Annotated in this window: 14 protein-coding genes; 7 read left to right on the top strand and 7 right to left on the bottom strand. The window is 71.8% G+C overall.

The features are described from left to right. Nucleotides 1-50: 50 nt before the first annotated feature. The 5 genes from HD595_RS13240 to HD595_RS13220 are packed head-to-tail and all read left to right on the top strand — an operon-like array spanning nucleotide 51 to nucleotide 5,809. Nucleotides 51-1,865 carry an ABC transporter substrate-binding protein gene (locus tag HD595_RS13240; RefSeq protein WP_253768821.1) on the top strand — a complete coding sequence of 605 codons (1,815 nt, stop codon included), beginning with the start codon at nucleotides 51-53 and terminating at the stop codon, nucleotides 1,863-1,865. Continuing rightward, complete coding sequence (locus HD595_RS13235; protein ID WP_253768819.1) at nucleotides 1,862-2,917, top strand: ABC transporter permease; 1,056 nt, start codon at nucleotides 1,862-1,864, stop codon at nucleotides 2,915-2,917. Before HD595_RS13240 ends, HD595_RS13235 begins: the two co-directional genes overlap by 4 nt. Beyond that, the gene (locus tag HD595_RS13230) at nucleotides 2,914-3,810 is read left to right on the top strand and encodes an ABC transporter permease (RefSeq protein ID WP_253768818.1); all 897 of its coding nucleotides are present in this window, start codon (nucleotides 2,914-2,916) and stop codon (nucleotides 3,808-3,810) included. Before HD595_RS13235 ends, HD595_RS13230 begins: the two co-directional genes overlap by 4 nt. Beyond that, entirely contained in the window at nucleotides 3,810-4,808 is a 999-nt protein-coding gene (locus tag HD595_RS13225) for an ABC transporter ATP-binding protein (protein WP_253768816.1), read from the top strand. The genes HD595_RS13230 and HD595_RS13225 overlap by 1 nt, the downstream gene beginning before the upstream one ends. Then, nucleotides 4,805-5,809, top strand: coding sequence for an ABC transporter ATP-binding protein (locus HD595_RS13220; protein WP_420540703.1), 1,005 nt, complete (start codon nucleotides 4,805-4,807; stop codon nucleotides 5,807-5,809). The genes HD595_RS13225 and HD595_RS13220 overlap by 4 nt, the downstream gene beginning before the upstream one ends. A 10-nt stretch (nucleotides 5,810-5,819) precedes the next feature. Here the strand turns inward: HD595_RS13220 and HD595_RS13215 are convergent, their stop codons facing one another. Next, nucleotides 5,820-6,650 (bottom strand): NmrA family NAD(P)-binding protein, encoded by an 831-nt coding sequence (locus HD595_RS13215; RefSeq protein WP_253768815.1) that lies wholly within the window; start codon nucleotides 6,648-6,650, stop codon nucleotides 5,820-5,822. A 69-nt stretch (nucleotides 6,651-6,719) separates the two neighbouring features. After that, nucleotides 6,720-7,913 carry an FAD-dependent monooxygenase gene (locus HD595_RS13210; RefSeq protein ID WP_253768814.1) on the bottom strand — a complete coding sequence of 398 codons (1,194 nt, stop codon included), beginning with the start codon at nucleotides 7,911-7,913 and terminating at the stop codon, nucleotides 6,720-6,722. 73 nt (nucleotides 7,914-7,986) lie between these two features. On the opposite strand from HD595_RS13210, the gene HD595_RS13205 reads away from it, so the two are divergent. After that, nucleotides 7,987-8,553, top strand: coding sequence for a TetR/AcrR family transcriptional regulator (locus HD595_RS13205; protein WP_253768812.1), 567 nt, complete (start codon nucleotides 7,987-7,989; stop codon nucleotides 8,551-8,553). A 228-nt stretch (nucleotides 8,554-8,781) separates the two neighbouring features. Here the strand turns inward: HD595_RS13205 and HD595_RS13200 are convergent, their stop codons facing one another. From HD595_RS13200 to HD595_RS13180, 5 genes are all read right to left on the bottom strand, one after another. Beyond that, a complete protein-coding gene (locus tag HD595_RS13200; RefSeq protein WP_253768811.1) occupies nucleotides 8,782-9,111 on the bottom strand; it encodes a hypothetical protein in 330 nt (109 codons plus the stop codon). 62 nt (nucleotides 9,112-9,173) lie between these two features. Then, the gene (locus HD595_RS13195) at nucleotides 9,174-10,508 is read right to left on the bottom strand and encodes a hypothetical protein (RefSeq protein ID WP_253768810.1); all 1,335 of its coding nucleotides are present in this window, start codon (nucleotides 10,506-10,508) and stop codon (nucleotides 9,174-9,176) included. Then, the gene (locus HD595_RS13190; protein ID WP_253781145.1) at nucleotides 10,505-11,611 is read right to left on the bottom strand and encodes a hypothetical protein; all 1,107 of its coding nucleotides are present in this window, start codon (nucleotides 11,609-11,611) and stop codon (nucleotides 10,505-10,507) included. The genes HD595_RS13195 and HD595_RS13190 overlap by 4 nt, the downstream gene beginning before the upstream one ends. A 399-nt stretch (nucleotides 11,612-12,010) precedes the next feature. Next, nucleotides 12,011-12,532 (bottom strand): NUDIX domain-containing protein, encoded by a 522-nt coding sequence (locus HD595_RS13185; RefSeq protein WP_253768809.1) that lies wholly within the window; start codon nucleotides 12,530-12,532, stop codon nucleotides 12,011-12,013. Nucleotides 12,533-12,617: 85 nt separating this feature from the next. Further along, nucleotides 12,618-13,583, bottom strand: a complete 966-nt coding sequence (locus HD595_RS13180; RefSeq protein ID WP_253768808.1) for an ArsR/SmtB family transcription factor — start codon at nucleotides 13,581-13,583, stop codon at nucleotides 12,618-12,620. 71 nt (nucleotides 13,584-13,654) lie between these two features. Here HD595_RS13180 and HD595_RS13175 point away from each other — a divergent pair, with 71 nt between their 5' ends. Further along, nucleotides 13,655-14,491 carry an alpha/beta fold hydrolase gene (locus HD595_RS13175; protein ID WP_253768807.1) on the top strand — a complete coding sequence of 279 codons (837 nt, stop codon included), beginning with the start codon at nucleotides 13,655-13,657 and terminating at the stop codon, nucleotides 14,489-14,491. The last annotated feature ends 43 nt before the right edge of the window (nucleotides 14,492-14,534 follow it).

The raw sequence follows: 14,534 nt of genomic DNA, 5'->3' as shown, positions 1-14,534 counted from the left end.
ATGGTGTGCCTTTCTCTACACAGGAATCCCCGCCTGAAGGTGAGGCACATATGAGGAAATGGATCGCACGCCTGGCTGTGCTGGGCGTAGCGCTGTTAATGGCAGGTCAGGGCCAGGTGGCCCATGCCCAGGAGCCTGCGGCGGGGAAGAAGGTCCTGCGAGTCGGGGCCACCCAGGCCGTCGACTCGATGAACCCCTTCCTGGCGGTCCGCCTCGTCTCCACCTCGATCCACCGGTGGATGTACGGCTTCCTGACGGTCCCCGACTCCAAGACCCTCCAGCCCAGCCCGGACCTCGCCGAGTCCTGGACCTCCTCCAGCGACGGTCTCACCTGGACGTTCAAGATCCGGCAGGCGAAGTGGTCCGACGGCCAGCCGATCACGGCCGACGACGCCGCCTGGACGTTCAACAAGATCATGACCGACGACGCCGCGAAGACCGCCAACGGCCCGGCCGTCGAGAACTTCCAGAGCGTCACGGCCAACGGCCAGGACCTCGTCATCAAGCTGAAGGCGCCCCAGGCCTCCATCCTGGACAACCCGATCCCGATCATGCCCAAGCACGTCTGGGAGAAGGTGACCGACCTCGCCAACTACGAGGCCGACACCTACCCGACGGTCTCCAGCGGGCCCTACATCGCGGTCGAGCACAAGAAGGACCAGTACGTCAAGCTGAAGGCCAACCCCGACTACTGGCGGGGCAAGCCGAAGATCGACGAGCTCCAGGTCATCTTCTACGACAACCCGCAGGCCGCCATCGCCGGCCTGAAGAAGGGTGACATCGACCTGATCGGCCGCCTCGCGCCGCCGGAGTTCCAGGCCATCCAGAACGACCCCAACATCGTGGCCTGGAACAACCAGGGCCGGCGCGCCGCGTACCTGGAGGTCAACCCCGGCGCCACGACGACCGACAACAAGCCGGTCGGCGACGGTCACCCCGCCCTGAAGGACGTGAAGGTCCGCCAGGCGCTGCACTACGCGATCGACAAGCAGAAGCTCGCGGCCGAGGTGCAGGGCGGCCTCGCCAAGCCCGCCGACGGGTCGATCGTGCCGCCCATGTACAAGGACTTCTTCTGGGAGGCCAGCGGCGACACCAAGGTCACCTACGACCCGGCCAAGGCCAACAAGATCCTCGACGACGCGGGCTACAAGAAGGGCGCCGACGGCGTCCGCACGATGCCCGACGGCAAGAAGAAGCTGGAGTTCCGCTTCACGATCCACGCCGACACCCCGATCGAGGACAAGCTCGGCGAGTACCTGACCGGCTTCTTCAAGGAGATCGGCGTCACGCTGACCACCGTGAAGCTCGACTCCAGCAAGTTCTCGGAGGAGACCGGCGTCACCGGCAACTACGACATCGCGATCAGCGGCTGGTCGGTCAACCCCGACCCCGAGGAGGTCCTGGCGACGCACCTGTGCAGCCGCCGGCCGACCCCCAAGGGCGAGGGCGGCGGCACGGAGTCGTTCTACTGCGACCCGACCTACGAGAAGCTCTACCAGGAGCAGCTCAAGGAGCTCGACCGGGCCAAGCGCGCCGACCTGATCAAGCAGATGCAGGAGCGCCTCTACACCGAGGCCCCGATCATCGCGATCTACTACACGAACGACCTTGAGGGCTACCGCAAGGACCGCATCACCAGCATCACCTCGATCCCCGAGGAGAACGGCCTGCTCTACGGCGGCAGCGGCTACTGGCCGTTCTACACCGTGGACACGGTCGCGGCCCCGGCCGGCGGCTCCGCCTCCGGTGGCGGCGGCTCCAACACCGGCCTCATCCTCGGCGTGGTCGGCGGCGTGGTCGTCCTCGGACTGGTCGCGTTCCTCGTGACCAGGCGGCGCAAGAGCGCCGCGGACGAGCGCGAATGACCGCACCGCTCGAAGCAGCCGAGCCCGCCGCCGCTCAGGCGGCGGGCCCCGGTGACGAACGCCCCACCCACCGCGGCACGCTGCAGTACGCGCTGTCGAAGGCGGGTGGGGCTTTGTTCAGCATCGCCATGGTGATCATCGGCACGTTCTTCGTGTTCCGGCTGCTGCCCGGCGACCCCGTGCGCAACCTCGCGCAGGGCCGGAACATGACCCCGACCCAGCTCGCCCTCGAACGCCACCGGCTGGGCCTGGACAAGCCGCTGATCGACCAGTTCGCCGACTTCGTCGGCAAGACGCTCCGCTTCGACCTCGGCACCTCGTACGAGTACAAGCGGCCCGTCCTCGACCTCATCGGCGAGCGGCTCGGGCCGACCCTGCTGCTGGCCGGCGTCGGCCTGGTCATCGCGGTCAGCCTCGGCCTCTGGCAGGGCACGCGGGCCGGCTGGCGGCACAACTCCCGCTTCGACCGGGTCTCGACCGGCGTCTCGCTGGTGCTGTGGTCGGTGCCGACGTTCTGGCTCGGCCTGCTTCTGCTCATGGTGTTCGGCGTCGGCATCGGGCCGATCCCGGGGATCTTCCCGACCCGGGGCATCGAGAGCGTGGACGCGCCCGACGGGTTCGCGTACGTGCTGGACGTGGCCTCGCACATGGTGCTGCCGTGCCTCACGCTGGTGGCCGTGGTCTACGCCCAGTACCTGCTGGTCATGCGCTCCTCCCTGCTGGAGGAGGTCAGCCAGGACTACGTGACGGTGGCCCGCGCCAAGGGCCTGCGCGACGACGAGGTACGACGCCGCCACGCGGTGCCCAACGCGCTGCTGCCCACGGTGACGCTGGTGTTCATGCGCATCGGCTTCGTCGTCGGCGGCGCGGTCACCGTGGAGACCATCTACAGCTGGCCCGGGCTCGGGCAGCTCTTCTACGAGGCGATCAGGGTGCCGGACTTCACGCTCATGCAGGGCACGTTCATGCTCATCACCGTCGCGGTGATCCTCATGAACACGCTGGCCGACGTGGTCTACCGGATGCTCGACCCGAGGGTGAGGTCCGCGTGAGCGCCGTCGCGACGGGATCCGTGGCCTGGAGCCGCAGGCGGCTCGCGTTCGGCCGGTTCTGGCGGGACTTCCGGCAGCACCGGGGCGGCATGGTCGGCCTCCTGGCGCTGGTCGTGGCCGTGGTGCTGGCGCTGGTCGCGCCGTTGTTCATCGACCAGAGCGTGACGAGCGTGGTGTCCGGCACCGGCGCCAAGTTCGCGCCGCCCAGCCTCGCCGCGCCGTTCGGCACCGACGAGTCCGGCCGCTCCATCCTGCTCATGGTCTGGTGGGGCTCGCGCACCTCGCTGCTCATCGGCTTCCTGGCCGCGCTGCTCAGCATCGTGATCGGCATGGTCGTCGGCATCGCCGCCGGGCACTTCCGCGGCTGGCTGGGCGCCACGCTCATGCGGATCACCGACTGGTTCCTGGTGCTGCCCTCGCTGATCACCGCCATGGTGCTGGCGGCCATCCTGGGCGGCAGCACGTTCACCATCATCGTGGCGATCGGCGTGACCACCTGGCCCACCACGGCCCGGCTCATCCGCGCGCAGACCCTCGCCGTGGAGGCCCGGCCGTACATCGAGCGCTCCAAGGCGCTCGGCGGCGGGCACTGGCACATCACCACCCGCCACGTGCTGCCGAACGTCGCGCCCCTGCTGCTGGCCAGCACCACGCTGGAGGTCGCCAGCGCCATCGTCACCGAGTCCACGCTGGCCTTCCTGGGCGTCAGCGCGAACAAGACCTCGTGGGGCACGATGCTGCGCGCCTCCTACGACTTCGGCGCGGCGACGGCGGGCGCCTGGTGGTACATCATCATCCCCGGCCTGTGCATCCTGGCCGTCGTCATGGCGTTCACGCTGTGCGGCCGGGCGCTGGAGGCCGTGCTCAACCCGCGACTCAGGAAGGCGGGCTGATGGCTCTGCTCGAACTGGACGACGTCTCCGTCACCTACCGCATCGCGGCCGGCGAGGTGCCCGCCGTACGGGGGGTGTCGCTCACGCTCGACGCGGGCACGGCGCTCGGGGTCGCCGGCGAGTCGGGGTCCGGCAAGTCGACGCTGGCCATGGCGCTGCTGCGGCTGCTGCCGCGCGACGCCCGCGTCGGCGGCCGGATCCTGCTCGACGGCGAGGACGTCCTGGCCATGAAGTGGGGCCGGCTGCGCGCCGTCCGCTGGGCCGAGGCGTCGATCGTCTTCCAGGGCGCCCAGCACGGGCTCAACCCGGTGCAGCGCATCGGCGACCAGATCGCCGAGCCGCTGCTCGTCCACGGCCTGGCCAAGCCCGACAGCGCGCGCGGACGCGTCGCCGAGCTGCTGGAACAGGTCGGGCTGCCCGCCTGGCGGGCGCGCAGCTACCCGCACGAGCTGTCCGGCGGGCAGCGGCAGCGCATCATGATCGCCATGGCGCTCGCCTGCTCGCCGCGGCTGATCATCGCCGACGAGCCGACGACCGCCCTCGACGTGATGGTCCAGGCCCAGGTCCTGACCCTGATCAAGGAGCTGCTCGCGGAGCGCGGCATCTCGCTGATCATGATCTCGCACGACCTGTCGGTGCTCGCCGACGTCTGCGACCGGCTCGCGGTCATGTACGCGGGGCGGGTGGTCGAGCACGGACCCTCACGCGAGGTGTTCCACGACCCCAAGCACCCCTACAGCGCCGCGCTGGCCGCCGCGTTCCCGACCGTGGGCGACCCGGTCTCGCGGCTGGCGCCCAAGGGCCTCGGCGGCGACCCGCCCGACCCCATGGACCTGCCGCCCGGCTGCTCCTTCCACCCGCGCTGCCCGGTCGCGCTGGACGTGTGCCCCACGCTCGACGTGGAGCTGTGGCCCGCCGGTCCCGAGCGCCGCGCCGCGTGCGTGCACGTACGGCCGGAGAAGGCCGAGCCCGCGGAGACCACCCTGGAGGTGTCGTGACCGAGACCCAGACTCCCGTGGAGGCGGTCGGCACGGCCCGGCCCACCCTGCTGGAGGCCCGCGACCTGCACGTGGGGTTCCCCTCGCGCGGGCGGCGCGCCCGCGCGGTCGACGGGGTGGACCTCGCGATCGGCGAGGGCGAGATCGTGGCGCTCGTCGGCGAGTCCGGCTGCGGCAAGACCACCCTCGCCCGCACGCTCCTCGGCCTCGAACGCCCCACCTCCGGCTCCGTCCTGTACGGCGGCACGGCCCTGGAGTACGGCTCCAAGGCGCTCAAGGCGTACCGCCGGGAGGTGCAGCTCGTCCTCCAGGACCCGATGGGCTCGCTCAACCCGCGCCAGACGGTCTACGAGGCCGTCGCCGAGGGGCCGCGCATCCACGGCCTGCCCGGCGAGCAGGAGGTCGTGGCCTCGGCGCTCTCCCGGGCCGGGCTCCGGCCGCCGGAGCGGTTCTTCCTGCGCTACCCGCACGAGCTGTCCGGCGGCCAGCGCCAGCGCGTGGTCATCGCCGGGGCGCTGGCGCTGGAGCCGAAGGTGCTGATCGCCGACGAGCCGGTGGCCTCGCTCGACGCCTCGGTGCGGGGCGAGATCCTGGCCCTGCTGCTCCGGCTGCGCGACGAGCTGGGCCTGTCGGCGCTGGTCGTCACCCACGACCTGGGCCTCGCCTGGAACATCGCGGACCGGGTGGCGGTCATGTACCTGGGCCGGATCGTCGAGTCGGGGCCCGTGGAGCAGGTGCTCACCGCGCCCCGGCACCCGTACACGCAGGCCCTGCTGTCGGTGCTGCCCGAGTCGCCGGAACGCGTCGTGCTCACGGGCGAGCCGCCGGACCCGACGCGGATCCCGGGCGGGTGCCGCTTCCACGCCCGCTGCCAGGTGCTCGCCTCGGGGCGCGCGGCGGAGGCGGGGGTGGACGGCAGGTGCCGGGCGGAGCCGCTGGCGGTGCTCCCGGCGGTGCCCACGGCCCAGGCGGCCTGCCACTACGCGGCCGCCGTGGACTGAGACGCGCTGATCAGGGGCGGAAGGCGGCGGCGTGCTCGGCGGCCCACTGGGCGAAGGGGCGCGCCGGCCGCCCGGTGACCTGCTCGACGGTGGGCACCACGGTGTAGCCCACCTCGGGCGTGTCGCCCAGCGCCCGGACGAGGAACTCGATCGTCTCCTCGCCCATCCCGTGGGAGCGCCACTCCGCCCGGGCCTCCTGCTCGGTGAGCTCGGTGAACGTGATGTCCAGGCCGGTCGCCTCGGCGAGGACGCGCACCTTCTGCCTGGTGGTCAGCGCCTCGGGGCCGGTGAGGGTGTACGTGCGGCCGCCGTGTCCCTCTCCGGTCAGCACGGCCGCCGCCACGGCCGCGATGTCCGCCTCGTGGACCAGGGCGCTCAGCCGGTCGCCGAACGGCTCGCGCACCACGCCGTGCGCCTGCACCGAGCCGGCCCACCAGCGCAGCGTGTTGGACATGAACTCGACGGGGTTGAGCAGCGTCCACTCGATGTCGGTGGCCACCAGGGCCTGCTCCAGCGGCCCGTCGGCCCGGCCGCCCAGCACGCTGACCTTGCGCACGCCGGCCTTGACGGCCAGCTCCACGATCTCGTCGCCGCGCTTCAGCGGGGCGTAGTCGTCTCCCGCGAACGTGATGAGGTGGGCGGCGGTGACGCCGTCGAAGGCCCGGACGAGGCTGCCGGGGTCCGCGAGATCGCCGGCCACCACCTCGACGCCGGCGGGCAGGAGCGCCGAGGCGCGGGAGAGGTCCCTGGTGAGGGCGCGGACCTGACGGCCGGCGCGGACGAGCTCTTCGACGACGAGGCGGCCGACGGTTCCGGTGGCACCGGTCACGAGGATCGTCATGGGGACTCCCTTAGCTCAGGAACGGAACGCTCCGTTCTTGTGATTGGAAGTCTATCAGAACGGAACGGTTCATTCCATAACTTTGTAGTCCTCCAGCGAGATGGCGTTGGCGGCGCGGTGGATGGCGCCGGCCACCCGCTCGATCATCCGGTCGCGGCCGGGCAGGTGCGGGAGCAGCCTGATCATGAAGAGCTGGAAGCGGATGGCGAGCCGTGAGCCCATCACCATGCCCTTGAGGTTGGCCGGGCCGAGCTTCTGGTTGGCCGCCACGAACGGCCGCATCACGCTCTCGTACCGGTCGAGCCCGCCGCCCTCGACGCCGTGGCGGGCGAGCTCGCCGGCGAGCACGTACGCGCCGACCAGCGCGAGGCTCGTCCCCTGCCCGGACGCCGGCGAGGCGCAGTAGCCCGCGTCGCCCACCAGGACCACCCGGCCGCGCGACCAGCGGTCCATGTGGATCTGGCTGACCGAGTCGAAGTAGAAGTCGTCCGAGCGCCGCACCGCTTCCAGCAGGGCGGGCACCTCCCAGCCGACCCCCGCCATGGCCTCGGCGAGCAGTTCCTTCTGCCGGGCCGGGTCGCGGTGGCCGGGGGTCTGAGAGGGTGACGACCACATGAACAGCGCCTTGGCGGTCGGATCCTGCCGGGTGCTGTAGACGTTCGCGGTCCGGCCGGGGGCGGCGTGCACGGCCTCCTCGCGGTCGAGGCCGAGGTGGTTGGGGACGGTGGAGATCGAGATGTGCGCGCCGAGGTCGCGCCGGAAACGCTCCTCCGGGCCGAACGCGAGCCGCCTGGTGACCGAGTGGACCCCGTCGGCCCCGATGACCAGGTCGAACCGGCGCGGCGCGGAGCGCTCGAACGTCACGGTGCCGTCCTCGGCGATGCCGGTGACGGTGTCGTCGAAGATGTACTCGACGTCGTCACGGGTGAGGTCGTACAGCAGCTCGTTGAGGTCGCCGCGCATGATCTCGGCGTCGTCGCCCGTGCGCCCGCCGAACAGGTCGGCGTCCATGGTCGCGACCGGGCGGCCCGCGGCGTCGTAGTGGGTCGCGTGGCGCATGTCCGTGCCGCGGGCGAGGACCGCGTCCAGCAGGCCCATGCGCTCGATCACGTCGAGCGCGGCGCCGCGCACGTCCACCTTGTAGCCGCCCTTGCGGATGGCGGGCGCCCGCTCGACGACGGTCGGCGTGAAGCCGTGACGCCGCAGCCAGTAGGCGGTCGTGGTGCCGGCGATGCTCGCCCCGGAGATCAGGATGTTCGTCATGCCGTGAACGGTACAACTGTTTGAGACGATTGTCCAGAACGCTTGTGTGAGACAGATGTGCTAGCTTGGGGGCATGGGAAATCGTGAGGACCTGCTGGCCGGGGCGAAGCGCTGCCTGATGGAGAAGGGCTACTCCCGCACCACCGCCCGCGACATCGCGAGCGCCTCGGGCGTGAGCCTGGCGGGCATCGGCTACCACTTCCGTTCGAAGGACGCGCTGATGAACGAGGCGCTGTTCGAGGCGATGAGGGAATGGGGCGAGGAACTGGCGGCCACGCTCGGCGGCTCCGTCGAGCCCGACGCCACACCGCTGCGGCGCTTCGAGGTGGCCTGGGACCGGGTCGTCGAGTCGTTCGACCGGCTCCGGCCCCTCTGGATCACGCAGTTCGAACTGATCGGGCAGATCGACCACCTGCCGGAGGTGCGCGAGTACCTCGTCCAGGGGCTGCACGCGGCCCGGGACGGGCTGGCGGAGCTGTTCGCGGGCATCGACGCGGCCGGCGACCCGGAACGGGCGCGGGTGGTGGGCTCGCTCTACCAGGCGATGCTGACGGGCTTCCTGTCCCAGTGGCTCCTGGACCCGTCCACGGCCCTCAAGGGCGCGGAGGTCGCCCAGGCCCTCCGCCTGGCCACAACCTGACCTGAGCCCTGTCCTTCGCGCGAGAGGGCTCGGGTTGTGACAGTGGGGGAGCCGAGCTCCCCCACACCCCCTGACCGGGGGCTTCCCAGCCCCCGGACCCCCGGCCTGGGCCGCCCACGCCTCAAAAAGGCCCCGGCCCGTACCTCCCGGCGGCTTCGGCCTCACGGTGGCGAAAGAAGAGCGACGGGTCCGGCTCGGCGACCCGGTCTACCCGGGCAGCCCGAGCGGCTAGTTCGTGATCAGCGTTTTGACGGCGAGTTGCTCCTCGCCCGCGGGGCCGTCGATCCGGATCGACAACTCCCAGACGCCGCCCATCGGGAACAGCTCGCCCACGGCCACGAAGCGGCCGGGCGCGCGCTTGGTGGCGGAGATCTCGGGGGTGGAGTGTCCCATCTCGGCCATGACCGCCGACACGGCCACAGCCGCGGCGTCGCCCCTGCTCACCGTGATCTCCACGGTGACCCGGCCGGGAGCCGGGTCCGCGATGTGGACGGTGGCGGCGTAGCGGGTGCCCGTGGTGGTCAGGTCGACCGGTTCGGCGGCCGTGCTCCTGCTCACGACGTACAGCGTTAGCGCTGCGGCCACGAGTGTGGCCGCGGCCACCGCGTGCCACCTCTTCATCACTGGGCCTCCGATGTGGTCACGTTCACGGTGAACGGTACGGTCACGATGCGGTCGGCGGTGGCGTACTGGATCCACGCGAGGTAGCGGCCCGGTTCGGGGAAGCTGAAGGTGAAGCGCACCCGGGCTCCCGGGGAGCCCATCTCGTGCACGTGGCCGAAGAACTCGCCGTCCTGGCTGCGTATGAGCAGGTGGCCGGTCATGCCGAGCCAGGTCCGCACGCCTGCGGGGGTGTCCAGCTCGATCATCGTCGGGCGGCCCGCGACGGGCACGGCGGGTTGCAGGCGCGGCGTGACGGTCGTATCGGCCCGCGTGGGTACGCCGGGCGGCGTGGCCGTGCCGGCCTTCTCCGATGCCTTGGTCGTCTCTCCGACGGCTGCCTTGTCCGTGCCTCCGACGAGGAAATCGGCGGCGGTGAGCTGCCCGCCCGAGTCCTCGCGTTCGAACTCGGCGTGCGCCAGGTACCGGCCGGGGCGGTCGGCGCTCAGCCTGACCTCAAGGCGCCCCGGAGCCGTGCGCAGAGGGTGCACGTGGCGGAAGTAGCGTCCGTCCTCGCTGGTGACGACCACGTGCGCCAGCGCCTCGTGGTGCGCGGTGAGGTCGTCCACGGGCCGCCCGGTGGAGCCGTCGATGAGATCGACGCGCAGGGTGAACTCCTCTCCCGCTTGCGGCCGGGCCGGGACCGTCTCCACGCGGGCCTGCGCGTACGGCCGCCCTGCCGCGTTCGACGTCGTGGGGGTGGGTGCGGCGCCGGCAGGCGCGGGCGCCGGCATCTGCGGTTCGAAGACGATGACCATGGCGGCGACCGTCACCCCGGCCGCGGCGCCCGCGGCCAGCGCCATCGCCCGTCCGGGCCGGGCCGTCGCCCCGGTGAGCAGGCCGCCCGCCAGCAGGAGCGCGGCCACGAACAGGCCGCCGTAGATGAGGAAGTCGCCCCCCGGCGCGCGTTCGACGAGGACGCGGAACGGGATGACGGCGGTCTCGTTCCCGGCGCTCAGTTTCAGCTCGTGGGGTCCGGTCCGCTCGACCTGGAGCTGCGTGTACTGCGGGTCCGCCGCCGCCTGGGCGGTGCCGGTCACCGTGTGGCCGTCCTCGACGGAACGGACTTCGAGGCTGAGGAGCGGGCCGGACACCGGCTGGTAGGCGACGACGCCGATCCGCAGCGGCCCCGGCACCCGGGTCGTTCCTTTGATCACCACTGTGACCTCGGCGCCGGCGATGGTCTGGGCGACCCGCAGGTCCGCCCCCGCCGTGACGTTGTGCGCCGCGGCGGGGGCGGCCAGCGCGGCCAGCGCCAGCACGAGGGCGGCGGCCAGGCACAGGACTCGGGTCATGCCCGCTCGGCGTCGGCCGCCGCGCTGGGCTGGACCGGCTCGGCGGTGACCGCGTCAGACCGGACCGGCTCGGCGGTGACCGCTCCGGGTCGGACCGGCTCGGCCGCCCTGACCGCGTTGGGCAGGAACAGTGCTCCGAGCGCCAGCCCGATCAGCCCGGCGATGACCGGCGCTCCGGTCCACAGCTCGGGCACGGCGGGCAGGCCGCCTCCCGTGGCCGAGGCGATCCCGATGTACAGCGACCAGGTGGCGAAGGCCGACAGCCCGGCGAAGGCCCAGTAGGCGGCGCGCCGCTCACCCGAGGGCCGCAGCCGGCGGATCAGCAGGTCGCTCACGAACCCGGCGACCACGAACGACAGCAGGATCGGCAGGTTGCGGAACTGCGTCTGGGCGCCCGGCATCAGCACCATGATCGTGTACATGACGGTCACCGAGCCGAACGGCAACACCCAGCGACGCACCAGGAGCAGCACCGGGCTGAGCATGATGACGTTGGTGACCACCATGGCGACGGCCACCCGGTCGGCGCCCGGACCCACCAGTACGGGACCGGGGCCTGCGCCGCGCTCCAGCAGGGAGTACGCCTGGACGATCGACTCGGGGCCGTACTGCATGGCGTCGCCGTACGACAGGAACAGCGACACCAGCGTGGTGGCGAACGCGAGCCCGACCAGCGCGGGCAGCAGGCGGCCGAGCGTGGGGCGGGCGCCGACGTCGGGGGCGTTCCACGCCGAGCGCACCGGTGTCGTGATGATGAGCATCATCGTCACGATGAGGCCGAGGTGCGACGGGCTGAAAAGGATGTTGATGGTCGTCTCGATGCCGAGGATGGTGTGCCACATCATGTCGGCGAATCCGAAGGCGGCGAACGCGGGAATCGCTATCAGCCCGGCGAGATAACCGTGGGGGACGGCCGCCAGTCCTTGGCGCCCGGTGCGCACGTTCCGCCACACCTGCCAGAAGATCCAGCCGGACACCACGGCGAAGCCGGAGTAGAACACCGCGTGCCACGGGGTGAAGAAGGTCTCCAGCCCGGCCAGGTTGGTGTGCGCCCAGGCGTCGATCATCAGTCCGACCCCGAACCAGATGCCGAGCAGCGCCATCACCTGGTCCGTCCTGAGGGAAACCCATTCGCGGGGTTCGCCCGTGTCCACCAATAATCGCCGAACGCCGGCGGGGGCAGCTACCACTTCTGCTTCCTTTCCATCAGACCGGATCTCCCTGTTCGGACGGCGGTGGGCCGGGCGTCTGCGTTGGCGAACGCTGCTGAGGCGGATGATTTCTCCGCGGGCCCTGCCGTCCCTATGACAGTCAACGCGATACAACGGGCGTCAGGGTTCGAAGCCGCCGTCTTATTCGGTGAGCATCGCCAGTACCGCGCCCCGCTTCACCCCCTAACGGTCGGCCCATAGATAGCGATCATCTCCACGAGGTGTCAAAGCGCTACGTCAGGCGATCTCCTGGACCTGCGATGTGAGAGATCGGCGTGGAGTGAGGCGCGGTCAGGTCGTGGAGACGTAGAGGAGGGCGGCGATGCTGGTGCCGCCGACGATGCGTCCCTCGCCGATCAACCGGCGCACGTCCGAGAGCGGCACCCAGGCGACGCGTTCGGCCTCGGACGTGTCCGTCGGCGGGCCGATGTGGGTGGCCTCGTCGGCGCGGAAGATGTGGTGCACCGAGTCGGAGATGCCGTTGCTGGGCTGGACGTCGAGGAGGGGGCGCAGCGGGCCGGGGCGCCAGCCGGTCTCCTCCTCGACCTCCCGGGCCGCCGCCTCGCGCGGCTCCTCGCCGCTCTCGATCCGTCCGGTGGGGATCTCCCACGCCCACGTGTCGGTGATGAACCGGTGCCGCCAGATCAGCAGGACGCGCCGCCGCCCGTCGAGCACGACGGCTCCGGCTCCGGGTGGCATGCGCATGAGCCGATGGTCCAGGTGCCTGCCGTCGGGCAGCTCCACGTCCGCCACGCGTATGTCGAGCCAGTGGTCCGAGTAGAGCGGTTCCTCGGAGTGGATCTGCCAGCGCATCGCGGTTCGCCCCCGGCGTGGACGGCTGATCTCGGCACCACCACGCTACAAGCCCGAGCCGGGCAGCGCCCCGGCCGGGGGAAGCTCATGAGGCGGGCATGCCCAGCAGGCGGTCCGCTCGTTCCGTGCGCAGGTGCAGCGCCGTCCGGCCGGTACGGTGCGTCGACACCAGTCCCGCCCCGCGCAGCGCGCCCAGATGCTGCGAGACCGCGCTCGGGGTGATGCCCAGGCGGGTGGCCAGGGCCGCAGTCGTCCGGGGTTCGGCCAGGGCCGCGAGCAGCGCCGTCCTCGTGTGGCCGAGCACCGGGGCCAGGCCCGACAGGGCCGGCGGGGGCGGCTCCCAGAGCAGGCCGACGCCCACCGCCGGATAGCGGATCGACGCGGCGGCGACCGGGGACTTGTCGACGCCCACGTTCGGCCAGTTGAAGACACTGGGCAGCAGGACCAGGCCATGCCCGCCGGCGTCCACCGTGTGGACGGCGTGCGAGGTGCGCCGGCCGTGCACCACGAGCTGGCCGCCGTCCCAGGCGATGTCCCGGTGCAGTTCGGCGAACAGCCCGTGCACACCGGCGTCCACCAGGGTGAGCGCCCGTTTGGCGATGTCGGCGTCCAGCACCGCGCGCATCCGGCCCCACTGGGGAGCGATCAGCAGCTCGTGGCAGCGGTGGAGCGCCTGCGCAAGCCGCGGCAGCACCGCCGCCGGCTCGGGGACCTCCTCGGCCGGTACGCCCACAACCGCTCCGTACTCGCGCCGGAAGAAGGGTTCCTCGGTGGCGCGCAGCAGCTCCAGCTCGGTCGCCATCGACGGCAGCCGCTCCCGCGGCACCGGGAACAGGAAGGACGGCATGGCTCCGGCGATCAGTGCCCGCAGCAGCGGCAGCTCGCGCTCGTCGGCGATCAGCGGACGTGCCCCGCGCACCCAGGGCTGGTGCACCGCGTGCCCGCCCGTGCCCAACAGGATCCGCAGCGCGAGCACCGTCTCCCCGAGCGGCGAGACGGCGAAGCGCACCCTGGCGACCGACGCCGCGGTGAACCTGATCTCGACCGCCATCCGTGACACCCATCATGTAGCCGTGGCTGAACGATAGCCTCCACGGCCGCCGCCCCCTCAGACTGCCGGGCATGGAGTTCTTCACCTCGTACGACGGCGTCAAGCTGGCCTACCACGTGACCGGGGACGGGCCGCCGGTGGTGTGCCTGCCCGGCGGGCCGGCGGCCTCCGCGTACCTCGGCGACCTCGGCGGCCTGTCCGCGTACCGCCAGTTGATCATGCTGGATCTCCGGGGCACCGGGCAGTCCGCGACGCCTCAGGACCTCGCGTCCTGTCGCTGCGACCGGCTCGTCGCCGACGTCGAGGCCCTGCGCGCGCACCTGGGCCTGGACCGGATGGACCTGCTCGCGCACTGCGCCGGCGCGAACCTGGCCGTGCGGTACGCGGCCCGCCATCCCCGGCGCGTCGGCAGGCTCGCGTTGGTCACGCCGAGCGTCCGAGCCGTCGGCGTCGCGATCACCGGCGGCCTCCGGCGCGAGACGGCTCTCCTGCGCCGGGACGAGCCGTGGTTCCCGGCGGCGTTCGCGGCGCTCGAAGCGATCGTGGCGGGCGAGGCCACGGACGACGACTGGCAGGCCATCGCGCCGTTCTCCTACGGCCGGTGGGATGAGGCGGCGCGGGCCCACCACGCGGCGGACGCGGGGCGGCAGGTCCCGGAGGTCGCGGCGGCCTTCGGCGCCCAGGGGGCCTTCGACCCGGAGGCCACGCGTGCCGCGCTCGCTCGGTTCGCGTCGCCCGTGCTGCTGCTCGCGGGAGAGGTCGATCTGGGCGCGCCGCCGCCCGCCATGGCCGAGTTCGCCGGGTTGTTCCCGGACGCCGAGCTCGTGGTCCAGGCCCGGGCCGGACACTTCCCATGGCTGGACGACGCCGACCGGTTCGTGTCCGCCGTCGCGGGATTCCTGGGTTAGGGAGGGGGAGCGGACACTCACGTGCCGCCGGGCGTTCCGCTGT

The sequence above is a fragment of the Nonomuraea roseoviolacea subsp. carminata genome (assembly GCF_024172185.1).
Lineage (GTDB): Bacteria > Actinomycetota > Actinomycetes > Streptosporangiales > Streptosporangiaceae > Nonomuraea > Nonomuraea roseoviolacea.
Note: the sequence above shows the minus strand (reverse complement) of the source record. Positions and strands in the feature narration are given on the sequence as shown.